The sequence below is a fragment of the Mesorhizobium sp. C395A genome (assembly GCF_030323205.1).
GTDB lineage: Bacteria > Pseudomonadota > Alphaproteobacteria > Rhizobiales > Rhizobiaceae > Mesorhizobium.
Genome location: NZ_CP100473.1, coordinates 3259025 through 3282346, shown reverse-complemented (window position 1 = coordinate 3282346; position 23322 = coordinate 3259025). Strand labels below are relative to the sequence as shown.

Below are 23322 nucleotides of genomic sequence, written 5' to 3'. Positions count from 1 at the left end.
TATGTTTAGCTGGTTTGAAAGAAGGCTCGATCCGTTCCCCGCAGCGGAACCGGTCGAGCCGCCGAAGACGCTGGTTGCCTTCTGCGTGCATTATACGCGCGGCGCCTGGCCATACATCATCGTCGATGCGGTGCTGGTGACGGCGATTGCCATCGCGGAAGTGTGGATGTTCGGCTTCATGGGCCACATCGTCGACTGGCTGTCCGGGCAGAACCGCGAAACCTTCCTGCAGACCGAGAGCTGGAAGCTCGCCGGCATGGCCTTCGTCGTGCTGTTCGCGCTGCCGGGTACGGTATGGCTGCATTCTTTGCTCAACCAGCAGACGCTGATGGGCAACTACCCCATGCGCATCCGATGGCAGGTGCATCGTTATCTCTTGAAGCAGTCGATGAGCTTCTACCAGGACGAATTTGCCGGCCGCATCGCCACCAAGCTGATGCAGACGGCACTCGCCGTGCGCGAATGCGTCATCAAGGTGATCGAGGTGCTCAATTACGTCATCGTCTATTTCCTCGGCATGCTGTTCATCGTCGGCTCGGCCGACTTGCGGCTGGCGGCACCTCTCGGCGTCTGGCTGCTCGGCTATATCGGGTTGTTGCGCTATATCATCCCGAAGCTGGGCAAGGTCGGCGAGGCGCAGGCCAATGCGCGCTCGACGATGACCGGCCGCGTCGTCGACAGCTACACCAACATCCAGACGGTCAAGTTGTTTTCCCATGCACGGCGCGAAGCAACGTTCGCGAGAGAAGGCATGGCAGGCTTCCTCGACACGGTCTACCGGTCGATGCGGCTGGTGACGGTGCTTTACGGGCTGCTCTATATCCTCAACGCGCTGCTCCTGTTTTCGGTGACGGCGCTGGCGCTGTGGCTGTGGCTCGGCCAGGCGGTGACGATCGGTGCCGTCGCCGTGGTCATCGGCCTCGTGCTCCGTATGTGGGGCATGTCGCAGTGGATCATGTGGGAAATGTCGAGCCTGTTCGAGAACATCGGCACGGTGCAAGACGGCATCGCCTCGATCTCGCTGCCGCGCCTGGTCGAAGACCGGCCGGGGGCGAAGGACATTGCCGTCACCAAGGGCGAGATCCGCTTCGACGACATTCGTTTCCACTATGGCAAGCAGAAGGGCGTCATCGAGAACCTGTCGCTGACGGTGAAGCCCGGCGAGAAAGTCGGCATTGTCGGGCGCTCGGGTGCGGGCAAGTCGACGCTGGTCAATCTCCTGTTGCGGTTCTACGACCTCGAGAACGGCCGGATCCTGATCGACGGCCAGGAGATCGCTTCGGTGACGCAGGATTCGCTGCGCGCGCAGATCGGCATGGTGACGCAGGACACTTCGCTGCTGCATCGTTCGGTGCGCGACAACATTCTTTACGGGCGGCCCGATGCGACGGAGGAAATGCTTGTCGAGGCAGCCGGGCGGGCCGAGGCGCTGGAGTTTATCGGCAGGCTTTCGGATCACACCGGACGTAAAGGGCTCGACGCTCATGTCGGCGACCGCGGCGTCAAATTGTCCGGCGGCCAGCGGCAACGCATCGCCATTGCTCGCGTTATGTTGAAGGACGCACCGATACTTATCCTTGACGAAGCGACGTCGGCGCTGGATTCCGAAGCCGAGGCCGCCATCCAGGAGAATCTCTACAAGCTCATGCAAGGCAAGACCGTCATCGCCATTGCGCACCGGCTGTCGACCATCGCGGCGATGGACAGGCTCGTCGTCCTCGACAAGGGCCGTGTCATCGAGGAAGGGTCGCACGAGGAACTCGTCGCCAGCGGCGGGCTCTACGCGCAGCTCTGGCAGCGCCAGTCGGGCGGGTTCCTGCTCGACGACGGTCCGGTCGATGCCGCCAATGACGCCGTTGCCAACGACATCGGCGTGAAGGGTGAAGCCGCAGAGTGATGACGTCAGCATGATGACAGCCGTCTATCGCTGGTTCGAGGACTGGGTCTATCCGTTCAGGGAGCCGGCGGACCTTCGGCCACCGCCAAGCGTCGGCGGCTTCCTCTGGCACTATGTCGGCCAGGCGAAGTTCGCCTTCTTCGCCATGCTGGTCATCGGCGGCATCGCGCCGCTGATCGAGGCTGGGCTTTTCTACTTCGTCGGGCGGCTGGTCGATATTCTCGACCAGCTTCCTGGCGAGCGCAGCTGGCACGCGCTGTGGACCGCCGCCGGGCCTGAGCTTGTCTTCATGATCGCAGTGGTGCTGGTCATCCGCACCGTCGTCGTCGGCCTGTCGGCGCTGGTCAACGAACAGACGATCACGCCGGGCTTCTACAATCTGGTGCGCTGGCAGGCACACCGGCATGTGTCGCGGCAGTCCTACACTTTCTTCCAGAACGATTTCGCCGGCCGTATCGCGACAAAAGTCTGGCAGGCGGGGCAGGCGACCGGCGACCTGATGGAGAGCTTCATCGAGGTCATCTGGTTCATGCTCATCTATACGGTGACGACCTTGGCGCTGGTCGCCGGGCTGGATCTGCGCCTGGCCGTGCTGGTGGTGATCTGGATCCTCGCTTTCGCCTGGCTGGCCAAGCTCTATCTGCCCTCGATCCGCAGGCATGCCGAGGCCACGGCCGAAGCGGGCTCGATGATCAATGGGCGCATCATCGATTCCTATTCCAACGTGCAGACGCTGAAGCTGTTCTCGGCCGATGGCGACGACCGCTACATCAAGAACGGCTTCGACATCTATCTCGATGCACTACGGCCCTTCACCCGCCGACTGACCGGCGTGCGCATGGCGCTGACGACGCTGTCGGGCATCATGATCACCGCGATTGGCTGCTTTGCCGTCTATCTCTGGGTCGAAGGGTCGATCACCGTCGGCGCCGTCGCCTTCACGCTGTCCCTGGTGCTGCGGCTCAACATGCTGCTCGGGCGGGTGATGATGCAGCTCAACGGCATTTTGCGAAACCTCGGCGTGCTGGAGAACTCCAAGGCGCTGATCTCGCAGCCGCTTGGCCTTGTCGATGCGCCGGATGCGAAGGAGCTTGTCGTCGCGGGAGGCCGCATCGAGGTGAAGAATGTCGAGTTCCACTACGGCAAGGGTTTTGGCGTGCTGAATGGCATCGACCTTGTGGTCAAGCCTGGCGAGAAGGTCGGGCTGGTCGGGCCGTCGGGCGCGGGCAAGACGACGCTCGCCAACCTCATCTTGCGCCTCTACGACCTCGAGAGCGGCAAAATCCTGATCGACGGGCAAGACGTCGCCGAGGTGACGCAGAACTCGCTGCGCGCCAATATCGGCGTGGTCAGCCAGGACACGGCGCTGTTCCACCGCTCGCTGCGCGACAACATCAAGCTCGGCATGCCGGACGCGACCGAGGCCGAGGTGATCGCGGCGGCGAAGAAGGCCGAGGCGCACGAGTTCATATTGGGCCTGCGCGACAACCGGGACCGTACCGGCTACGAGGCTTTTGTCGGCGAGCGCGGCGTGAAACTGTCGGGCGGCCAGCGCCAGCGCGTCGCGATCGCCCGCGTCTTCCTCAAGGATGCGCCGATCCTGATCCTCGACGAGGCGACCTCGGCGCTCGATTCCGACATCGAGGCGGCGATCCAGGAGAATCTGGCCAGGCTGATGGAGAACAAGACGGTCATCGCCATCGCTCATCGGCTGTCGACCATCGCCGCGCTCGACCGTCTTGTGGTGCTGGACGGAGGCCGCATCGTCGAACAGGGCACGCATGACGAGCTGGTGGCGCTCGACGGGCTCTATGCGCGGCTGTGGAAGCGGCAGTCCGGCGGCTTCCTCTACCACGAGGAAAGCGTGCTGGAAGAGACACGGCCGGCGGAGTAGGGCATGGCAGGGTCGCCTGATGTCGGCTACGTCCTCAAGCGGCTGCGGCCAACCGCGCCGGCCTTCGACGCGCTGAAGGAGGAGAGCCGGCTGGAGGGCTACTGGATGCTGGTGCGGCTGGCGGATGGCTGGGCGGGCGGCCGCAACAAGTTCCTGAAACGAGGCGAGGCGCTGTTTGGCGCATGGCATGGCCGAGAACTCGCTGGTGTGTGCGGGTTGAACATCGATCCTTATTTCGAAGGCAGGGACCACGGCCGGGTCAGGCACCTGTTCGTCAGCGCGCGTCACCGCCGCAGCGGCCTTGGGCGCATGCTGGTCGAGACCGTCATTGACAGGGCACGTCACCATTTTGCCTTGCTGAACACCCGCGCGCCACAAGAAGCCTTTGGCTTCTATGAACGGCTTGGCTTCCAGCCGGTGGTGGGCGAAGAATTCGTCACGCACCGGATGATGCTCTCTCAAGACAGAAAAGGAGGCTGAGATGTCACTGCGTCCGCCATCCCTAGGCGCCTCGGCTGCCGAGGCCGCGTTCGACGCGCTTGGCCATGAGATACTGGCTGAAAAGGCCGCAGCGCTCGGCCGTGCCGGCCAACGGGTCGAGGAAACGCTGGCCAAGCTCCGTCAGAACAACGACGACAAGGAGCAGCGACCGCGGCTGCTCAAGGAGGCTGCCGCAGCGGTGCACGCCTATTTCATCCAGCGTGAACTCTGCGGCCTGCGCCGGCATGAGTCGGTCATCCGCGAATACGATATCCCAAGGGCCGTGCTGGTCAGGCTCGGTGCAAGCTAGAGGTCGGCAACATTCATTCCAGCCATTCGGTGATGAAGCTGCCGTTTTCGTGGATGTCGGTCGTTTCGAGCGGGCCTGGGCCAAGATTGGTGAATTTGTGCGGCGTATCGGGCGGCACGATCAGGATCTGGCCGGCCGTGGCCTCGATCTGCTGGTCGCCGATCGTGAACAGGCCGGTGCCTTGCCGGATGATGAATATCTCACAATAGGGATGCGTGTGCAGGCGCGGGCCGCCGCCAATCTCTTCCTGATAGTTGAAAATCAGGCAGGAGTTGGAGCCGTAGGCGCCGCATTGCAGTTCGCCCTGCCAGCGGCCGGGCGTCCTGGTCCAGGTCTCGCGGTCGATGATGTGTGCCATAGCCTCTAACCCTTCGTCGGTATCCAGGGGTTGAAAAGCTTCACGCCGGTGCCTTCAAAATCCTTGGTGTTGCGGGTCACGACTGTCAAGTTTTTGACGAGCGCGGTAGCGGCTATGAGGGCGTCGCGCTCCGGCTTTGGATCGGGAACGTGGAGGTTTGCGCAACGCACGACAACAGCCGTGTCTATGCTCAATATCCGGTCGTCAAACTGTGGAATGAGTGTCTGATCCAACCACTCACGGTACATGGTGGCCTGGCGAGTATCCTTCCTCGACAAGAGCATTGTTCCGATTTCGAGTTCCAGGATCGAAATGACCGACATGAAAAAGCTGGCGATGTCGTGGGTCTCTGACCAGGCCAAAACGTTGCGATCGGCCTTGTCCCGACGACGCAGATTCGAAACGACATTGGTGTCAAGAATGAACATCAGTCGAGTTCGGGAATCTTGAAAAACGGTCCTTCCAGGCGAGGTGGTTCCCAGTCGAAATCTGCTTCGGGGCGATCATCGGCAATCGCGTCCGCGAGGCTTCTCGGCTTCTTCTCTAAACGCTGATATTCCTCCATCGACATCAGCACATGGGAGGGCTTGCCGCGGTCGGTAATGATGACCGGCCCGTTCTTGGCTGCCCGTTTGGCATGCGCCGTGTCCTGGTTGAATTCACGGCTCGACATGATGGTTATCGTCTTCGTCGAGATATTCATATCAACACCTCCATCCGGAAGATGTAGACATATTGCTACATTCGGCCAAGCTCGTCAAATTTCTCTTCGTGCGGAACGCCCGCGACAATCTGCCCTTGTGGCCTCAGCCCGCTGGACAAAAACGGGCTTCACGCATAAACCGAAATCCAAATGCCGGAGGAATTCGCTAGCTTGTTCGCCATGCGCTGTCGGGCCGGCGCGATGGAGCGGGGACAAAGCTCGGCCGCCGGCTCGGAAGAGGCGAAAGGATCAGGCACCCGTGAGCGCAACCGACACCCAGGATCCCAACCGTCGTGATTTTCTCTACGTCGCCACCGGCATGGCCGCAGTGGTTGGCGCAGGCGCCGTTGCCTGGCCCTTCATCGACCAGATGCGCCCTGATGCCTCGACGCTGGCGCTGGCCTCGGTCGAGGTTGATGTCGCCTCGCTGACGCCTGGCATGTCGCTGATCGTCAAATGGCGCGGCAAGCCGGTCGTGGTGCGCAATCGCACCGAGCAGGAGATGAAGGACGGCGAAGCCGTGAACCTTGCCGATCTCAAGGATCCTATTGCCCGCAACGCCAATCTGCCCGCCGATGCGCCGGCGACCGATGCCAACCGCACCACGCCCGGCAAGGAAGCCTGGATGGTGATGGTGCAAGTCTGCACGCATCTGGGGTGCATTCCGCTTGGCCAGGAAGGCGATTTCGGCGGCTGGTTCTGCCCGTGCCACGGTTCGGTGTACGATACCGCCGGCCGCATCCGCAAAGGCCCGGCGCCGGAAAACATGGCCGTGCCGGTATTCAAGTTCATTTCCGATACCAAAATCCTTATCGGTTGAGGCAGGGGATAATTCGATGAGCGAGGGACACTCGACCTATACGCCCAAGACCGGTATCGAACGCTGGTTCGACGCCCGCATGCCGCTGCCGCGCATGGTCTATGACAGCTTCATCGCCTATCCGGTGCCGCGCAACCTCAACTATGCGTGGACCTTCGGCGGCATCCTCACGATCATGCTGGTGGCGCAGATCCTGACCGGTATCGTGCTCGCCATGCACTATACCGCCGACACCAATCTCGCCTTCAATTCGGTCGAGAAAATCATGCGCGACGTCAATTCCGGTTGGCTGTTGCGCTACATGCATTCCAACGGCGCCTCGTTCTTCTTCGTCGCCGTCTACATCCACATCTTCCGCGGGCTCTATTACGGCTCCTACAAGGCGCCGCGCGAGCTGCTGTGGATCCTCGGCTGCATCATCTATCTGCTGATGATGGCGACCGGCTTCATGGGCTATGTGCTGCCTTGGGGTCAGATGAGCTTCTGGGGCGCCACCGTCATCACCGGCTTCTTCAGCGCCATTCCGCTGGTCGGCAACTGGATCCAGGAACTGCTGCTCGGCGGTTTCGCCGTCGACAACCCGACGCTCAACCGCTTCTTTGCGCTGCACTATTTGCTGCCGTTCATGATCGCCGGCGTCGTCGTGCTGCACGTCTGGGCGCTGCACGTGGTCGGCCAGTCGAACCCGACCGGCATCGAGGTGAAATCGAAGACCGACACCGTTGCCTTTACGCCCTATGCGACCATCAAGGATGCATTCGGCATGATCGTGTTCCTGTTCTTCTTCGCCTATTTCGTCTTCTACCTGCCGAACTTTCTCGGCCATCCGGACAATTACACGATCGCCAACCCGCTGAAGACGCCGGCCCACATCGTGCCGGAATGGTACTTCCTGCCGTTCTACGCGATCCTGCGCGCGATCACCTTCAACATCGGGCCGATCAACTCCAAGCTCGGTGGCGTGCTGTGCATGTTCGGCGCCATCGTCATGCTGTTCCTGGTGCCGTGGCTCGACACCTCCAAGGTGCGCTCGGCGGTCTACCGGCCCTGGTACAAGCTGTTCTTCTGGCTGTTCGTCGCAGACGCTGTCCTGCTTGGCTGGCTTGGCTCGCAGCCGGCGGAAGGCGGCGGTCTGTTGACCCTCCTGATAGGTGAGGTCTCGGGCAACTACGTTGGCTACGCTCAAGCGGCGACACTGTTCTACTTCGCCTTCTTCCTCGTCATCCTGCCGGTGCTTGGCCTGATCGAGACGCCACGCAGACTGCCGAATTCGATCACCGAGGCGGTGCTGGAGAAGAACAAGGGTGCCGGAGGGGGACATCCGGCCGGTGCGACCGCGGCGCCGGAAACCAAAGGCTGAGTGAGAATCTAAGGGGATTTGGCATGAAAAAGATTCTCACCTCGCTCGCCCTGCTAGGCGTGTTTGCCGCTGGCATCGGAGCCGTCGGCAGTGTGGCGATCGCCGCTGAAGAGGCGCACAACGCGGCGGCACCGACGCATTTCCCGATCCACGAGCCGAAGGAGATGGACTGGACTTTTGCCGGTCCGTTCGGCACCTACGACAAGGCGCAGCTGCAGCGTGGCTTGAAGGTCTACAAGGAAGTCTGCTCGGCCTGCCACTCGATGAATCTGGTGGCGTTCCGCACGCTGGAGGACCTCGGCTATTCTGAAGCGCAGATCAAGTCCCTGTCGGCCGAGTACACCATCCATGATGGACCCAACGATGCCGGCGACATGTTCGACCGGCCGGGCAAGCCGTCAGACCATTTCCCGGCGCCGTTCGCCAATGAGGAGGCGGCTGCCGCTTCCAACGGCGGCGCTGCCCCACCGGATATGTCGCTGCTGGCCAAGGCGCGCGGCGTCGAGCGCGGCTTCCCGCGCTTCGTCTTCGACATCTTCACGCAATATGCGCAGGGCGGCCCGGACTACATCCATTCTCTGCTGACAGGCTACGACGAGACGCCACCTGCCGGCATGGTGATCCCCGAAGGCACCCACTACAATCCATACTTCATGTCCGGCGTGTCGCTGAAGATGCCCAAGCCGCTCTCCGACGGCCAGGTGACCTACGATGACGGTTCGCCGCAGACGATCGACCAGTATTCGCGCGACGTCTCGGCGTTCCTGATGTGGGCGGCCGAGCCGCATATGGAAGACCGCAAGAAGACCGGCTTCCGCGTGCTGGTGTTTCTGCTTCTGTTCGGGGCGCTGATGTATCTGACCAAGCGAAAGGTGTGGGAAGGCGTGGCGCACTAAGCCGCATCTTATTCCTCGGAAATGGAAAGGGCGTCTTCGGACGCCCTTTTTGCTTGCCAAACCGGACATGGTTCGCATCTTGGCGCAGCAGCCGTCCAGTAAGAAGTCCGTTGGCACGCCGCCATGCGATTGGTATTGCACGCGCGCCCGGCGGATCGCCGGCTAAAGGGGCATTTGGGATCGATGATGCGGCTACGCGACTGTCACAACTTTTCCGATTTCCGGCGCATGGCCCAGCAGCGGTTGCCGGGGCCAATCTTCAACTACATCGATGGCGCGGCCGACGATGAGGTCACCTATCGCCGCAACACCGAGAGCTTCGAGCGCTGCGACCTCGTTCCCAACGTGCTGCGCGGGGTAAGCGAGATCGACATGTCGGTGACGGTGATGGGCCAGAAGCTGGCCATGCCCGTCTATTGCTCGCCGACCGCCTTGCAGCGGCTGTTCCATCATCAAGGCGAGCGCGCGGTGGCCAAGGCTTCGGCCAAATTCGGCACGATGTTCGGCGTGTCCTCGCTCGGCACTGTCAGTCTTGAGGAAGCGCGCAAGATCAGCAGCAGCCCGCAGGTCTACCAGTTCTATTTCCACCGGGATCGCGGCCTCAACCGGGCGATGATGCAGCGGGCGAAAGCGGTTGGAGTCGAAGTGATGATGCTGACCGTCGACAGCATCACCGGAGGCAACCGCGAGCGCGACAAGCGCACCGGCTTTGCCATCCCGTTCAAGCTCAACCTTGCCGGCATGCTGCAGTTCGCGCTGAAGCCGGGTTGGGCGATCAACTATTTCACCCATGAGGGATTCAAGCTGCCGCAGCTCGACGAGCATGTCGACATGGGCGCCGGCACGATGTCGATCAGCCGCTACTTCACCGAGATGCTCGATCCGTCGATGACCTGGGACGATGTTGCCGAGATGGTCAGACTGTGGGGAGGTCCGTTCTGTCTCAAGGGCGTCATGTCGGTGGAGGATGCCAAGCGCGCCGTCGAGATCGGCTGCAGCGGCATTGTGCTGTCCAACCACGGCGGCCGGCAGCTGGACGGCTCGCGGGCGGCGTTCGACCAGCTGGCCGAGATCGTCGATGCCGTCGGCGACAGAATAGACGTCATCATGGATGGCGGCGTGCAGCGCGGCACCCATGTGCTGAAGGCGCTGTCGCTCGGCGCCAAGGCTGTTGGCGTCGGCCGCTACTATCTGTTCCCCTTGGCGGCGGCCGGACAGCCGGGCGTCGAGCGGGCGCTGGAGCAGATGCGGGTCGAGATCGAGCGCGGCATGAAGCTGATGGGCTGCAGTTCGATCGAACAATTGTCGCGCAACAACCTCCGTTTCAGGTAATCTCGACCCATGAAATCCTCGCTCGAAGACACGCTGCTCGCCGCGATCCGCACCATTCCGGACTACCCCAAGCCCGGCATCCTGTTTCGCGACATCACCACTTTGCTCGGCAATGCGCGCGCCTTCCGCCGCGCCATCGACGAGCTGGTGCATCCCTATGCCGGCCAGAAGATCGACAAGATCGCCGGCATCGAGGCACGCGGCTTCATCCTCGGCGGTGCGGTCGCGCACCAGCTTTCGGCCGGTTTCGTGCCGATCCGCAAGAAGGGCAAGCTGCCTTACGAGACGGTACGCGTCGCCTACAGCCTGGAATACGGGCTGGACGAGATGGAGATGCACAAGGACGGCGTTGCGCCGGGCGAGAAGGTGATCCTGGTGGACGACCTGATCGCGACCGGCGGCACGGCGGAGGCGGCGGTCAAGCTGCTGAGGCAGATCGGCGCCGATATTCTTGCCGCGTGCTTCGTCATCGACCTGCCGGATCTCGGCGGACGGGCGAAGCTCGAAGCGCTGGGCGTGCCGGTGCGGACGTTGATCGGGTTTGAGGGGCATTAGTGAACAGTGAATAGTGAATAGTGAATAGTGAATAGTGAATAGTGAATAGTGAATAGTGAATAGTGAATAGTGAATAGTGAATGTCAGCGTTCAATGACAGGCGCTAGGCTTACTCACACTTTCTGATATTGAATACTCACTACTCACTACTCACTACTCACTACTCACCATTCACTACCCAGCCTTCACCAGCACGGCGCTGTCGAACTCCAGCACCTTGTCGCCTGCCGAATCGGAACCTTCCGAGCGCAGCGCCAGCAGGCGCCAGCCGGGGCGGGTGGCAAGCGGGCGGTGGGACAGGGCCGTGCGCATGAAGGTGACGGTTTCGCCGGCATAGACCGGCTTTGGCCATTTCAGGTTCCTGAAGCCGGGGGAGGGGCCGAATTCTGGTACCGGGCCGGGTCCGGTCCATTGAGAAGCGTCCATAGGATTTTTGAGATTGAGCTTCATCCAGGTGGCCGCGGTGTGCCAGCCTGAGGCGCAGAGGCGGCCGAACACGCTTTTCTTTGCGGCCTCCTCGTCGACATGAAAGACCTGTGGATCGTATTTGCAGGCGAACGCCTTGATCGCCTCGGCTTCGAATGTGTGCGAACCGAGGTTGATGGTATCGCCGATGCGGAAGAACGCGTCGAGGCTCATGCGCCGGCCTCGCGGGTCAAGAACATGACAGTGTTCTCAAGTTCGAAGACGCTTTCACCGCGCTGGTTGAACAGTTCGCTGCGCAAGGTGACGAGGCCGAGCTGAGGCCTGGATTTCGACAGGCGCCTGGCAAGCACGCTGGTGCTGCCGGCCAGTGTGTCGCCGGCCAGCACCGGCTTCTTCCATTTGACCTGGTCGATGCCGGGCGCGCCTTGCGCGGTCGAGTCGAGCAGGAAGGCGTCGCACAGCATGCGCATGAAGATCGCGCAGGTGTGCCAGCCGGAGGCGGCCAAGCCGCCAAGGATGCTGGCCTTGCCGGCGGCTTCGTCGAGATGCATCGGCTGCGGGTCGAATTCGGTGGCGAATTCGATGATTTCGGCCGCACTCACCTGCTTGGCGCCGAGGTCGATCGATGCGCCCTCGGTGAAATCCTCGTAGGCCCAGCTTTTTGCGGTCATGATCCCAATCCGGTTGTACGATCACCGGGCATCCGGATGCCGTCCGGGCGGCGTTTGGTCAAGCGAATTCTATTGGGCCTACAACCAGCCGCGGCGGCGGAAATACCAGAACGGCAGGATCGCCGACAGGATCATCAGGCCGATGGCGAAGGGATAGCCGAGCTCCCATTTCAGCTCCGGGATGACGTCGAAATTCATGCCGTAGATCGAAGCCACCAGCGTCGGCGGCAGGAAGATGACGGCGGCGACCGAGAAGATCTTGATTATGGCGTTCTGCTCGATCGAGATCATGCCGAGCGTCGCGTCGAGCAGGAACGAGATCTTCTGCGACAGGAAGGTGGCGTGGTCGGCGAGCGACAGCACGTCGCGCGATACTGTCTTGATGCGGGCGCGGACGTCCTTGCTCATCTTGATCTGGGTCGCGACATGGGCAAGGAAGCCGGTGAGGCGCTGCAGCGAGATAAGGCTGTCGCGGATCGAGGAGGCAATGTCCTCCTTGCGGCCGATGGCCTTGAGCAGTTCCTGGAAGTCGCGATTGCGCTTGTTCACCTTGGTCGACCGCGCTTCGAAGATATCGCGCGAGATCGTCTCGATGTCACGGCCGGCGCGTTCGAGAATATCGGCTAGGCGATCGACGATCGCCTCCAGCAGGCCGATCAGGATGGTGTTGCCGGTGGTGCAGCCTGTCGCCACCTTCTCGGCGCGCAGGGGAAAGGTCTTGAACGCCTTCGGCTCATGATAGCGGATGGTGACCAGTCTCGGGCCGGCAAGCACAAAGGTAACCGGTGACATCAAGGGATCATCGATTTCGGTCTGCGCCGGCAAGGTGGCGGTCATGAAGTAGGCGCCGTCCTCGATGTAGAGGCGGCTCGAAATCTCGATCTCCTCCATCTCCTCGCGCGTCGGGATGGCAACGCCGAGCCAGGTCTCGATCGTCGCTTCTTCTTCCTTGGTCGGGTTGAGAAGGTCGGCCCAGACGACCTGATCGCCATTGGCCACGAGATCGTCGGCGAGGCGCAGGCGATCATTGTCGACGACGAAGGCCTTGATCATCGCCGGTCTCCGTTGGTTGAGCCCAAGGTTTCGTTTAATAGCGATGGGTCTTGCACGCGCCGCCGTTCCCACGGGGATGGCCAAGTCGCATGCAAACGGCCATAGACCCGGTGCCAAGGGCAGTCAAGCGAAGCGGCATGCCGGCTCCTCCACTTGACGAAGCCGTGATCGGTCGCCGTCAGCGCGCCAGCCGCGGCGCCTCAGGTGTTGAACTTGAACAGCAGGACATCGCCATCCTGGACGACATATTCCTTGCCTTCGTCGCGCGCCTTGCCGGCTTCCTTGGCCGCCACTTCGCCGCCCAGTGTGACGTAGTCGTTATAGGCGATGGTCTGGGCGCGGATGAAGCCGCGCTCGAAATCGGTGTGGATGACGCCGGCCGCCTGCGGGGCCTTGTCGCCCTTGTGGATCGTCCAGGCGCGGGTCTCCTTCGGCCCGGCGGTGAAATAGGTGATGAGATGCAACAGATCGTAGCCGGCGCGGATGACCTTGTTGAGGCCAGGTTCGTCGAGGCCGAGCGAGGACAGGAACTCCATCTCTTCCTCGTCGGAGAGCTGGGCGACTTCGGCTTCGATCGCGGCTGAGATCACCACGGTGCCGGCGCCCTGCGCGGTCGCCATCTTTTCCACGGCCCTGGTGTGCTCGTTGCCGGTGGCGGCGTCGGCTTCGGCGACGTTGCATACATAGAGCACGGGGTGCGAGGTCAAGAGGTTCAGTCCCTGCAGGATGCGCAGGTCTTCCGCTGAAATGCCGTTGAGCAGGATGCGGGTCGGCTTGCCGGCCTGGAGGAGCTCGAGTGCGGCCTCCATCATCGGCAGCACGGTGGTTGCTTCCTTGTCCTTGCTGCCGGCGCGCTTGCGGATCTGCACGATGCGGCGCTCGAGGCTGTCGAGGTCGGCGAGCATCAGCTCGGTCTCGACCGTATCGGCGTCGGCGACAGGGTCGATCTTGCCCTCGACATGGGTGATGTCGTCATCCTCGAAACAGCGCAGCACATGCACGATGGCGTCGACCTCACGGATGTTGGCGAGGAACTGGTTGCCCAGCCCTTCGCCCTTGGAGGCGCCGCGCACCAGGCCGGCGATGTCGACGAAGGAGATGCGGGTCGGGATGATCTCCTTAGACTTGGCGATTGCGGCGATCTTCTGCAGCCGCGGATCAGGCACCGCCACCTCGCCGGTGTTCGGTTCGATGGTGCAGAACGGATAGTTGGCGGCCTGCGCCGCCGCCGTCCTGGTCAATGCGTTGAAAAGCGTCGACTTGCCGACGTTGGGCAAGCCAACGATGCCGCATTTGAAACCCATGTGTCCGGTCCTATCGGGAAACTAGAAATTTGATGAGGGCTATGGGCGATAGGGGTGAGCAACGTCAAGCCCCGCAGTCCCGATCCCATCGACGCTCAGTCCTTCTTGCCGAACAGTTTCTTCAGCATGGCGGCCATAGGGCCGCTTTCCGGCAGCTTGGCCGGCGCCTGCTGTGGCCGTGCCTGGCGGATGTGGCTCTGGGCTTTCGGGCTCTGCGTGTTCGGCGCCTTGGGCGGCGGGCGGTCGTCGTCGCTGGTCGGCACGAGCTTGTCGCGAAGCGCCAGCGTGATGCGGTTCATGAAGGAACTGTCTTCGCCCTTGGCCAGCAGTCCGGCATCGTCGGCGATGGTGTCGAGCAGCACGTCCAGCCACCCGCGGTCGGCCTTGGCGAAGTCGCCTAGGACATGGCCGTGCACCATTTCCGGGACACCGGGGTGGCCGACGCCGATGCGCACGCGGCGAAAATTCTTGCCGACATGCTGGTCGAGCGAGCGGATGCCGTTGTGGCCGCCGGCGCCGCCGCCGACCTTGACCCGCAATTTGCCGGCCGGCAGGTCGATCTCGTCGTAGAAGACGGTCAGCGCCTCGGGGCCGAGCTTGTAGAAGCGCAAGGCTTCGCCGACCGGCTGTCCCGACAGGTTCATGAAGGTCTGCGGTTTGATCAGGAGAATCTTCTCGCCGGCAATCGTGCCTTCGGCGATCAGGCCCTGGAACTTCTTCGACCAGGGCGAAAAGGAATGGCGGCGGGCAATTGCGTCCGCCGCCATGAAGCCGACATTGTGCCGGTTATCAGCGTATTTCGCGCCCGGATTGCCGAGGCCTGCAAAGACAAGCATCGTGCGCTCCGGGCTCGAAAATTACTTCTCTTCGGCAGCAGGAGCCGCCGCTTCGGGGGCTGCCGCTTCCGCCGTCTCTTCCGTCTCCGGCTTCATCGCCGAGGAGCCGGCAATGGTCGCGATGGTGAAGTCGCGATCGGAGATCACCGGCTTGACGCCGGCCGGCAATGTAACCGCCGAGATGTGGATCGAATCGCCAATGTCGGCGCCGGTGAGATCGACGGTGATGAATTCCGGGATCGCATTGGCCGGGCAGTGGAACTCGACTTCGTGACGCACGATGTTGAGCACGCCGCCGCGTTTGATGCCGGGCGACTTGTCTTCATTGATGAAGTGCACGGGCACGTCGACGTTGACCTCGGTGTCCTTGCCGATGCGCAGGAAGTCGACATGGACCGGGAAATCCTTGACCGGGTCGAGCTGGAAATCCTTGGGCAGAACCTGGATTTTCTTGCCGTCGACATCGATCGTGGCGATCGTGGTCAAAAACCCGCCGCCATGGATCTTGTAGAAGACGTCCTTGTAGTTCAGCGCAATCGCCAGGGGAGGCTGTCTGTCGCCGTAGATAACTGCAGGCACTTTACCGTTGCGGCGAACTGCACGGGCGGACCCCTTACCGACCTGTTCGCGCGCTTCGGCCTTGAGCTCGTAAGTATCGTGGCTCATGGCATTTCCTTTCGCGTTTTATGGAGCGTTTGCGGTGGCAGTGTGCCTGGACCGTAAACGTCGAAAGCCGCCAGGCCTGGATGTCCGAATGCCAGAAACCGCATACGCGGAGCTTTGTTCGGGATCACAAGGGAAGGCAGCCTTCCGCCGCGTTGCCTCCAAGGGTGTCTACGCGGGTGGCGGCTCTATAGCGGAAGGCGGGAAAGGGTGCAAGCCATGGCGGGCAAGGGCGGCCGATCCTGCGTTGGGCGCCGCATTGCGCTCAGGCCGGCAGGTCGGCGGGCGGATTTGATCCGTTTCCCTTGGCGCCACCCAGCGTGGACAGCGCGCTCAGCAGTTTAGTCCGGTCCTTGCCGATCATCAGCACGCCGCTGTCGGGCGCCAGCAGCGCCGAGAACGGCAGCATGGCGGCGCCGATCGAGGACGCTTCGGGGCCGAATTGCCCCGGCACGATCTCCGGCGCCACGATGCCGATGGCGCTGGCCTGGTTGAACTGGGCCTGCACCCTTGCCAGCAGTTCGAGATGGATCGGCCTGGGCAGGATCGAGTCGAGAACGATGGCCTCGATATCGATGATGGAGGTGATGGCGATGATCGCCTCGACCAGCGCGCTCGCACAATCGTCGATCCATTCGAACAGCGGCACGCGCGCTTCGGGTGGCAACGGATCGAGTTCCCGCACACGATTGATCACCACGCCGCGCGACCTCAGGTGATTGACCAGCACATAGATCGAGGCGCGATGCAGCAGGCTCTGGTAGCGCGCAGGCTTCGCCGCCACCGAATCGAGGCTTGAGGGCGAGACCGGCAAGGGTCCGAGGGCAGCGCTGTTGCCATGCGGCCCGGTATGGACCCTGCCGCCTTGCACCAGGCCGCCGCCGACAAAAGTGTCGATCGAGATGTGCATGAAATCGCGAAAGCGGGCGCCGGCGCCCTGGACGAGTTCGGCCAGCGCCGCCGACGTGGCGTCGTTTTCCACGAACACCGGCGTCTTCGCCGGCGTGGCAAAGCATGTCGTCAGGTCGATCGCCTCCCAGCGGCTGCCGAGATCGTCGGGAAAGCCGAGTTCCTCGCTCCAGCCGCCGAGGAAATAGGGTGAGGCAATGCCGACGCCGACGATGCTGGCATCGCCAAGCCCATCCACCAGCTTTTCGAAGGTGGCCAGCGCCATGTTGCCGGCCTTCAGCACCAAATCAGGATCGGGGAAGCGGTATTCGTGCGACTCTCTTGCGCGGATTTCACCGGCGAAGTCGACCAGAACGGCTTCAAGCGCACGCCGGCCGATCTTGATGCCGACGCTGTAGATGCGCTCCGGCGTCAGCCGGTACAGCGTGGAGGGCGAACCGCGCTGCCCGAACCTTTTTCCCACTTGCTTTACGAATCCGGAAGATTCCAGGCCGTCGACGATGGCAGCGATGGCCGCCGGCGTCAGGCTTGCCGCGCGCGCCAGATCGGACTTGGAGGCTTCCTTGAGGCGACGGATGGCGTCGAGCACGAAACGCTCATTATAGTGCCGAACTTTGACAGAATTGCTGCCTTTCCCTGACAAAACCCGCACACTCCCCAAATGTCCCGTTCCCGGCGCGAAGCCCGCAAACCACCTGCGGCCGAGCGCACCCTGCGGTGCCTATGTTGGCGGCGACAGTGCGCGTCGGAACCATGGAAGTCAATTTTGCCGTTGCGCCTTTGTGCTATTTAATATAGCAAATTGAAAAAATAACTAGTCAGGGAGGAGACGTGCTGCACTCGAGCACACAAAGCGAAGCCGACGCTGCGGTGGTGCGGGCTGTTCCTGTTGCCCTGGTTCAGGCGACGAAGGCTTTCGGCGGCACGATTGCGCTCAAGGACGCCTCCTTCGAATTGCGCTCCGGCGAGGTGCTGGCGCTGCTTGGCGAAAACGGCGCCGGCAAGAGCACCTGCGTGAAGCTTCTGGCCGGTGTGCATTCTCCCACCAGCGGTCATGTCGAGGTTGACGGCAAATCAGCCGTCTTCCATTCGCCGCATGACGCGCAGGCGGCCGGCATTGCGGTCATGCACCAGCATCCTGGCCTGTTTCCCGATCTGTCGGTGGCGGAGAACATCTATCTCGGCCACATGCCGCGCGACCGCTTTGGCGGCATCGACAATGCCGCCATGCTGGCCGGCGCCCGCAAGGTGCTGGCGACCGTCGGCCTCGACGTGCCGGCGGCAACGCGGCTGGGAACCCTGCGTACCTCAGAACAGCAACTGGTCGAAATAGCCCGGGCGCTATCGCTGGATGCGCGCGTGCTGATCATGGACGAACCGACGGCGGCGCTGTCGCAGCGCGAGGTCGAGCGGCTGTTTTCCGTCGTTGCCGATCTCAGGCTGCACGGCGTGGCGATGATGTTCGTCGGCCACCGTATGGACGAGATCTTCCGCATCGCCGACCGCATCGCGGTGCTGCGCGACGGGCGCCTGATCGGCGTCAAGCCGAAGGCCGAGCTTGGCCGTGCTGCCGCCATCAGCATGATGGTCGGGCGTGAAGTCACCGACCTCTATCCCGAACGGCGCCATGCCTCAGGCGCGCTGGTGCTGGAGGCGAAGGGACTTTCGCGCGCCGGCGGGTTTGCCGGTATCGACCTCAAGCTTCACGCCGGCGAGGTGCTGGGGCTTGGCGGCCTGGTCGGCAGCGGGCGGACCGAGATTGCACGCGTCCTGTTTGGCATCGACCGGCCCGACACCGGCGAAATCCTGATCGACGGCAAGCCCGTGCATTTCGCCTCTGCGCGCGACGCCATGGACGCGCGCATTGCCTATGTCTCGGAAGACCGCATGGGCCAGAGCCTGGTGATGGATTTCTCCATCCTCGACAATGCGGTGCTGCCGGTCCTCGACAAGGCCGCGCCTCGCGGTCTCTACGGCACCGACCGCGCCATCGGTCTGGTGGCGGACTGGCTAAAGCGCATGAAGCTGCGCTTTTCCGGTTACGGACAGCCGGTCAAGGAATTGTCGGGTGGGAACCAGCAGAAGGTGGTGCTGGCCAAGTGGCTGCGCACCGAGCCGCGCGTGCTCATCCTCGACGAGCCGACGCAAGGCATCGATGTCGGCACCAAGGCGGAAGTGCATGCAATGATCGCGGACCTTGCCGCGCAAGGCATGGCGATCCTTTTGATCTCGTCAGAGATGCCCGAGCTGATCGGCATGTGCGACCGCATTGTCGTGCTGCGCGAAGGCCGCCAGACTGCCGAGTTTTCGCGCGGGCAAGCCACGCAGGAAAAAGTACTGGAAGCGGCGACCAGGACCGATGAACGCGCCGGCCAGGCAGCGCAGATAGAACGCGCCGCCCGGGAGGAAAAGGCAAAAGGACCGTTCGATTTTCTGAAGCGGCGGGAGTTCGGGCTGCTCGCCGCGATGCTCGCCGTCGCCATCCCGGTTACCATCATCAACCCGCGCATGGTGAGCGCGGCGAACCTCACCGCTGTGTCGATGGACGCGGCCTTGCTGATTGTCGCCGCACTGGCGCAGATGCTGGTGCTGATCACCCGCAACATCGACCTGTCGATCGCAGCTGTGATCGGCCTCTCCGCCTATATGGCGGCCAGCATGGTTCAGGCCTATCCCGGATTGGACATCGGCATCGGCCTGATCACCGCCTGCGCGGTCGGCGGCTTTGCCGGACTGCTCAACGGCCTTGTCGTTACCAGGGGAAAGATCCCGGCCATCGTCGTTACGCTGGCTTCGATGTCGATCTTCCGCGGTTTCAACTCGATCTGGGCGGCGGGCGACCAGGTCAGCGCCGACGAAGTCACGCAAGCCTGGCTCGACATGACCGGGCTGAAGATCGCAGGCGTGCCGCTGATCGTCATCATCGCTATTGTCATCCTGTGCGCCGGCTATGTGCTGCTCTATCGCACCGCAACCGGGCGCGAGCTGTTTGCCACCGGCTCCAATCCCGACGGCGCACGGCTGATCGGCATCCCGGTCGACCGGCGCATCCTGCTGGCCTTCGGCATGGCCGGCCTGCTCGGCGGCCTGTGCGGGGCGCTGTGGGCATCGCGCTATGCCACCATCGATGCCCGCGTCGCGCTCGGCTTCGAACTCACGGTGATCGCCTCTGCGGTGGTCGGCGGCGTCGCCATCCGCGGCGGCTCGGGCACGCTGCTCGGCATCATCCTTGGCGCGCTCACGCTCTTGGTCATCAAGAATGGGCTGACGCTGGTGCGCGTCGATCCGCTCTGGCTGCAGGGCGTCTATGGCCTGGTGATCCTGGTTGCCATCGGCATCGACACCTTCATCGTGCGGCGTGCCGAACAGGCGAGACAGGCGAGGGCGAGATGAGAAAATTTATCCGCTCGATCGACTTCTGGGATCTGCTGCTGGCGACCGCCTGCCTCGCCGTCTTTATCTATGCGGCGGTCTTCGTGCCGAATTTCGTCTCCGGCTTCAACCTCTCGCAATTGGCCGCAAGCGCCTCGGAAAAGGCGTTGCTGATCCTGCCGATGACGCTGCTCATCAACACCCGCGAGATCGACCTGTCGATCGCCTCGGTGCTGGCGCTGACATCCGTGGTGTTTGGCCTGCTCGTCCAGGGCGGCGTGCCGACGCTGGCGGCCATTCCGCTGACGCTGGTCTTCGGCGGCCTGCTCGGCGCCTTCAATGGCTATCTGGTTTCAGGGCTGGGGCTGCAGTCGCTGGTGGTGACGCTCGGCACCATGGCGCTCTATCGGGGCATTGGCTACATCCTGCTCGGCACCGGTTCGGTCAACATATTGCCGCCGGCGGTCGTCGATTTCGGCATCAACAATCTGCCGGGCACACAAATCCCGTGGACCATCGTGCCGTTCCTGCTGCTGGCGCCGATCTTCGCGGTGGTGCTGCAGAAGACGCCGACCGGCAAGCGCATCTATGCGCTCGGCGGCAGCCCCGAAGTGGCGCGTTATTCCGGCATCGATACGCGCAAAATGGTGCTGAAGCTGTTCGTCGTTTCGGGCATCGTCGCGGCCATCGCCGGCATCGTCTATACCGCGCGCCTCTCCAACGCCCGCGCCAACAATGCGCTCGGCATGGAGCTCGACGTCATCACCATCGTGCTGCTCGGCGGCGTCAGTGTCTTTGGCGGCAAGGGGCGGCTCACCGGCGTCATGCTGGCGCTGCTCTTGATTGCCATCATCCGCAACGTGCTGGCGCTCAACCAGATCGGCGGCGACGCCCAAGGCATGATCATCGGCCTGCTCCTGATCGGCTCGCTGCTGGTCTCCAACTACTGGCGCTCCCTGGAGGAGCGGCTGTCAAGATCGCGCGTCCTGCGCGAAACCAAGGGGTGATCTCGGGCCCCTTTCTTCAAGCCCGAATTCTGACGGAGGAGACACAATGAAAGCGTTTAGAATAGCCCTGCTCGCATCCGCGGTTCTGCTTGCGCCGGCCTCGCTGGCATACAGCCAGGAATGCGCCAAGGAACCTGTAACGGTCGGCTTCCTGCCCAAGCTCGACACCGATCCCTACTTCAAGGTGGCTTTCGGCGGCGCCGAGGAGGCTGCGAAGGAAATTGGCGGCACCGCCACCCAGGTTGCCCCATCGCAGGCGACGGCCGAGGCACAGATCGAATTCATCAACAGCCTGGTGTCGCAGAAGGTCGGGGTCATCGCTATCGCCGGCAACGACGCCAATGCCGTTGCGCCTGCGCTGAAGCGCGCCGTTCAGCAAGGCGTCCGGGTGATCTCGTACGATTCCGACGTCGCGGCCGATGCGCGCGCGGTGTTCGTGAACCAGGTGAAGGGCGACAGTCTGGCCGAAATGATGCTGGAAAGCGCATTCAACCTCAGCGGCGGCGAAGGCGAGTTCGCCATCCTGTCGTCGACGCCGACGGCGACCAACCAGAACGCCTGGATCGACTTCATGAAGGCGAAGATGGCGGCAGAGCCGAAATACGCCAAGATGAAACTGGTGCAGGTCGCCTATGGCGAGGAGAGCGAGCAGGTCAACCAGCAGCAGGCCTTGGCGCTGGTGCAGGCGTTTCCGGATCTCAAGGTGATCATCGTGCCGGCAGGCATTGGCCTTCCGGCGGCCGCGCGCGCACTCGAGGAAGCCGGCATGATCGGCAAGGTCAAGCTGACCGGCCTTGCGCCGGCCACTTTGATTTCGAAATACATCAAGGATGGCGCTGCCCAGGATATCTGGTGGAATGTCACCGATCTCGGCTACCTGACCTATCAGGCGGCCCAGGCGCTGGCGCAGTGCAAGATCACCGGCAAGGAAGGTGAGAAGTTCACGGCGGGCAGGCTCGGCGAATACACGATCGGGGCCAGCGGCGAACTGATCCTTGGCCCGGCCAAGATCGTGACGCCGGAAAATCTGGCCGAGTTTAAGTTCTAAGCCTCCCAAGGCCCGGCGGGCGCCGGTTCAAGCCGGCGCCCGCTCGTTCAATTGTCAGTCGAAAAGCGTGAGGGCGACGATGAAACTCTTGCTGGCAGGCGAGACCTTCGCGGCGACGACCTCGGTCGCCGCCGGCGGCGATGTGCTGACGAGTGCGACGTGGGTAAACGGCGCGACGGCCTTCAATGCCGCACTTGCCGCAGAGGGCATAGCGGTGACGCAGATCGGTGGCGATCGCTGCGCGGCCGAATTTCCGTATGACCTCGACGCGCTGGCCGAATACCAGGCGGTGGTGATCTCCGATGTCGGCGCGCTGACCTTGCTGGTCACGCCGGAGGCCCGCGCCGGGCGCATCGGCGTCAACCGCCTCGACGTCCTCAAGGCCTATGTCGAAGGCGGTGGCGGGCTGATGCTGGCCGGCGGCTATATGGGGTTCCAGGGCATGTTCGGCACGGCGCGTTTCCACGACACCCCGGTCGAGGACAGCCTGCCCGTGCGCTGCCTGCCATTCTCGGACGGGCTGGAAGTGCCGCAAGGCCTGCAGCCGTCGATCCTTCAGGCATCGCATCCAATCCTTGCCGGTGTCGCGGGCCCGTTGCCGCCGATCCTCGGCATGAACAAACTCGATTTCAGGCGCGATGGCTCGTCCCAGCTGCTGGCGACCTGCCATTATCGTGGCACGGACTGGCCGCTGCTTGCGGTTCGTGAGCATGGCCGTGGCCGCACCGTCGCGTGGGCGACCGACATCGGCCCGCACTGGCTGTCGCAGGACTTTTTGGGATGGCCGCTCTACGGCAAGCTGATGGGCAACGTCGTGCGCTGGCTGGCCGGCAAGGATTAAGCCTGGCGTGTTTGTAGGGCAGCTAGTCCGGCTTGCTGCTCAACGCTTCGCGCAGCGCCTGGATCCGCCGATTCAAGGCATCGAGATCAGCCATCGTCATGCCCGAGCGTTCGATCAGGGTTTCGTTGAGGCAGTTGCACTGGACGAGCAGCGCGCGGCCGGCAGGCGTCAGGTCGACCTGCACTTGGCGCTCGTCCGTCTGGCTGCGCTGGCGGGTGACGAGACCGGCCTGTTCCATGCGCTTCACCAGCGGCGTGATGGTGCTCGATTCCAAAGCGAGCCTGTGCGCAATCGAGCCGACCGACATCCCGCCGGCTTCGGCAAGTGCGTTCAGCACGAGATATTGCGGATAGGTGATGCCCATCTCGTCCAGCATGGGCTTGTAGGTGCGATTGATTGCCATGCTGGTGGCGTAAAGCGTGAAGCAGAGCTGGTTGTCCAACGGGAGAGGCACGAGGCATTCCTTTGCCGACTGAGCACATCAATATGTACCACGAAAAATGATATCGCGATATATTTTTCTGTAGACAAGGATTTGGACCTGCGCTAATCTTATGGTTATCGCGATATTGATTATCGCGGAAGCA

At 62.7% G+C, this 23322-nt stretch carries 24 protein-coding genes; 13 read left to right on the top strand and 11 right to left on the bottom strand.

Going from position 1 to position 23322, the window contains the following annotated elements:
* The first annotated feature begins 1 nt into the window (after position 1).
* Genes NLY37_RS16085 through NLY37_RS16070 form a run of 4 tightly spaced genes read left to right on the top strand, consistent with a single transcriptional unit; the run spans position 2 to position 4581 of the window.
* Positions 2 to 1897 (top strand): ABC transporter ATP-binding protein, encoded by a 1896-nt coding sequence (locus tag NLY37_RS16085; RefSeq protein ID WP_023713950.1) that lies wholly within the window; start codon positions 2 to 4, stop codon positions 1895 to 1897.
* Between the two features lie 10 nt (positions 1898 to 1907).
* Positions 1908 to 3791 (top strand): ABC transporter ATP-binding protein, encoded by a 1884-nt coding sequence (locus NLY37_RS16080; RefSeq protein ID WP_023741058.1) that lies wholly within the window; start codon positions 1908 to 1910, stop codon positions 3789 to 3791.
* A gap of 3 nt (positions 3792 to 3794) precedes the next feature.
* Positions 3795 to 4271: a GNAT family N-acetyltransferase gene (locus tag NLY37_RS16075; RefSeq protein ID WP_023741059.1), complete on the top strand. Its 477-nt coding sequence runs from the start codon at positions 3795 to 3797 to the stop codon at positions 4269 to 4271.
* A 1-nt stretch (position 4272) separates the two neighbouring features.
* Complete coding sequence (locus NLY37_RS16070; RefSeq protein ID WP_023724966.1) at positions 4273 to 4581, top strand: DUF6665 family protein; 309 nt, start codon at positions 4273 to 4275, stop codon at positions 4579 to 4581.
* 13 nt (positions 4582 to 4594) lie between these two features.
* On the opposite strand, the gene NLY37_RS16065 is transcribed toward NLY37_RS16070, so the two are convergent.
* From NLY37_RS16065 to NLY37_RS16055, 3 genes are read right to left on the bottom strand one after another with little or no spacing between them, the layout of a single operon-like run.
* The gene (locus NLY37_RS16065) at positions 4595 to 4939 is read right to left on the bottom strand and encodes a cupin domain-containing protein (protein WP_023724965.1); all 345 of its coding nucleotides are present in this window, start codon (positions 4937 to 4939) and stop codon (positions 4595 to 4597) included.
* Between the two features lie 5 nt (positions 4940 to 4944).
* Positions 4945 to 5367, bottom strand: a complete 423-nt coding sequence (locus NLY37_RS16060) for a type II toxin-antitoxin system VapC family toxin (protein WP_023741060.1) — start codon at positions 5365 to 5367, stop codon at positions 4945 to 4947.
* Positions 5367 to 5642 (bottom strand): type II toxin-antitoxin system Phd/YefM family antitoxin, encoded by a 276-nt coding sequence (locus NLY37_RS16055; protein WP_023701566.1) that lies wholly within the window; start codon positions 5640 to 5642, stop codon positions 5367 to 5369. Before NLY37_RS16055 ends, NLY37_RS16060 begins: the two co-directional genes overlap by 1 nt.
* A 259-nt stretch (positions 5643 to 5901) precedes the next feature.
* Here NLY37_RS16055 and petA point away from each other — a divergent pair, with 259 nt between their 5' ends.
* The 5 genes from petA to NLY37_RS16030 all read left to right on the top strand — a co-directional run bounded on the left by petA (position 5902) and on the right by NLY37_RS16030 (position 10605).
* Positions 5902 to 6462: a ubiquinol-cytochrome c reductase iron-sulfur subunit gene (gene petA / locus NLY37_RS16050; protein ID WP_023670027.1), complete on the top strand. Its 561-nt coding sequence runs from the start codon at positions 5902 to 5904 to the stop codon at positions 6460 to 6462.
* A gap of 16 nt (positions 6463 to 6478) precedes the next feature.
* Positions 6479 to 7822, top strand: a complete 1344-nt coding sequence (locus NLY37_RS16045) for a cytochrome b (protein WP_023670028.1) — start codon at positions 6479 to 6481, stop codon at positions 7820 to 7822.
* Positions 7823 to 7845: 23 nt separating this feature from the next.
* The gene (locus NLY37_RS16040; protein WP_023670029.1) at positions 7846 to 8718 is read left to right on the top strand and encodes a cytochrome c1; all 873 of its coding nucleotides are present in this window, start codon (positions 7846 to 7848) and stop codon (positions 8716 to 8718) included.
* A 186-nt stretch (positions 8719 to 8904) separates the two neighbouring features.
* Positions 8905 to 10050, top strand: a complete 1146-nt coding sequence (locus tag NLY37_RS16035) for an alpha-hydroxy acid oxidase (protein ID WP_023741061.1) — start codon at positions 8905 to 8907, stop codon at positions 10048 to 10050.
* Between the two features lie 9 nt (positions 10051 to 10059).
* Positions 10060 to 10605 carry an adenine phosphoribosyltransferase gene (locus NLY37_RS16030; RefSeq protein ID WP_013529989.1) on the top strand — a complete coding sequence of 182 codons (546 nt, stop codon included), beginning with the start codon at positions 10060 to 10062 and terminating at the stop codon, positions 10603 to 10605.
* Between the two features lie 174 nt (positions 10606 to 10779).
* On the opposite strand, the gene NLY37_RS16025 is transcribed toward NLY37_RS16030, so the two are convergent.
* The 7 genes from NLY37_RS16025 to NLY37_RS15995 form a co-directional block, all read right to left on the bottom strand.
* The gene (locus NLY37_RS16025; protein WP_023733357.1) at positions 10780 to 11244 is read right to left on the bottom strand and encodes a MaoC family dehydratase; all 465 of its coding nucleotides are present in this window, start codon (positions 11242 to 11244) and stop codon (positions 10780 to 10782) included.
* Positions 11241 to 11702 (bottom strand): MaoC family dehydratase, encoded by a 462-nt coding sequence (locus NLY37_RS16020; protein WP_023670033.1) that lies wholly within the window; start codon positions 11700 to 11702, stop codon positions 11241 to 11243. The genes NLY37_RS16025 and NLY37_RS16020 overlap by 4 nt, the downstream gene beginning before the upstream one ends.
* 78 nt (positions 11703 to 11780) lie before the next feature.
* Positions 11781 to 12755 carry a magnesium/cobalt transporter CorA gene (gene corA, locus NLY37_RS16015; protein WP_023741062.1) on the bottom strand — a complete coding sequence of 325 codons (975 nt, stop codon included), beginning with the start codon at positions 12753 to 12755 and terminating at the stop codon, positions 11781 to 11783.
* A gap of 200 nt (positions 12756 to 12955) precedes the next feature.
* Entirely contained in the window at positions 12956 to 14059 is a 1104-nt protein-coding gene (gene ychF, locus NLY37_RS16010) for a redox-regulated ATPase YchF (protein ID WP_023686133.1), read from the bottom strand.
* Between the two features lie 95 nt (positions 14060 to 14154).
* Entirely contained in the window at positions 14155 to 14895 is a 741-nt protein-coding gene (gene pth, locus NLY37_RS16005; RefSeq protein ID WP_023741063.1) for an aminoacyl-tRNA hydrolase, read from the bottom strand.
* Between the two features lie 21 nt (positions 14896 to 14916).
* A complete protein-coding gene (locus tag NLY37_RS16000) occupies positions 14917 to 15561 on the bottom strand; it encodes a 50S ribosomal protein L25/general stress protein Ctc (protein WP_023686131.1) in 645 nt (214 codons plus the stop codon).
* A 262-nt stretch (positions 15562 to 15823) separates the two neighbouring features.
* Positions 15824 to 17056 (bottom strand): ROK family transcriptional regulator, encoded by a 1233-nt coding sequence (locus NLY37_RS15995; protein WP_245259840.1) that lies wholly within the window; start codon positions 17054 to 17056, stop codon positions 15824 to 15826.
* Positions 17057 to 17298: 242 nt separating this feature from the next.
* On the opposite strand from NLY37_RS15995, the gene NLY37_RS15990 reads away from it, so the two are divergent.
* The 4 genes from NLY37_RS15990 (at position 17299) to NLY37_RS15975 (ending at position 22735) form a co-directional block, all read left to right on the top strand.
* Positions 17299 to 19860, top strand: a complete 2562-nt coding sequence (locus NLY37_RS15990; protein ID WP_023741065.1) for an ATP-binding cassette domain-containing protein — start codon at positions 17299 to 17301, stop codon at positions 19858 to 19860.
* Complete coding sequence (locus NLY37_RS15985) at positions 19857 to 20846, top strand: ABC transporter permease (protein ID WP_023741066.1); 990 nt, start codon at positions 19857 to 19859, stop codon at positions 20844 to 20846. Before NLY37_RS15990 ends, NLY37_RS15985 begins: the two co-directional genes overlap by 4 nt.
* 46 nt (positions 20847 to 20892) lie before the next feature.
* Positions 20893 to 21894, top strand: a complete 1002-nt coding sequence (locus tag NLY37_RS15980) for a rhamnose ABC transporter substrate-binding protein (RefSeq protein WP_023701576.1) — start codon at positions 20893 to 20895, stop codon at positions 21892 to 21894.
* A 79-nt stretch (positions 21895 to 21973) separates the two neighbouring features.
* Positions 21974 to 22735, top strand: coding sequence for a glutamine amidotransferase (locus NLY37_RS15975; RefSeq protein ID WP_023741067.1), 762 nt, complete (start codon positions 21974 to 21976; stop codon positions 22733 to 22735).
* Positions 22736 to 22757: 22 nt separating this feature from the next.
* Here the strand turns inward: NLY37_RS15975 and NLY37_RS15970 are convergent, their stop codons facing one another.
* Positions 22758 to 23189, bottom strand: coding sequence for a MarR family winged helix-turn-helix transcriptional regulator (locus NLY37_RS15970; RefSeq protein WP_023670043.1), 432 nt, complete (start codon positions 23187 to 23189; stop codon positions 22758 to 22760).
* Positions 23190 to 23322: the final 133 nt, after the last annotated feature.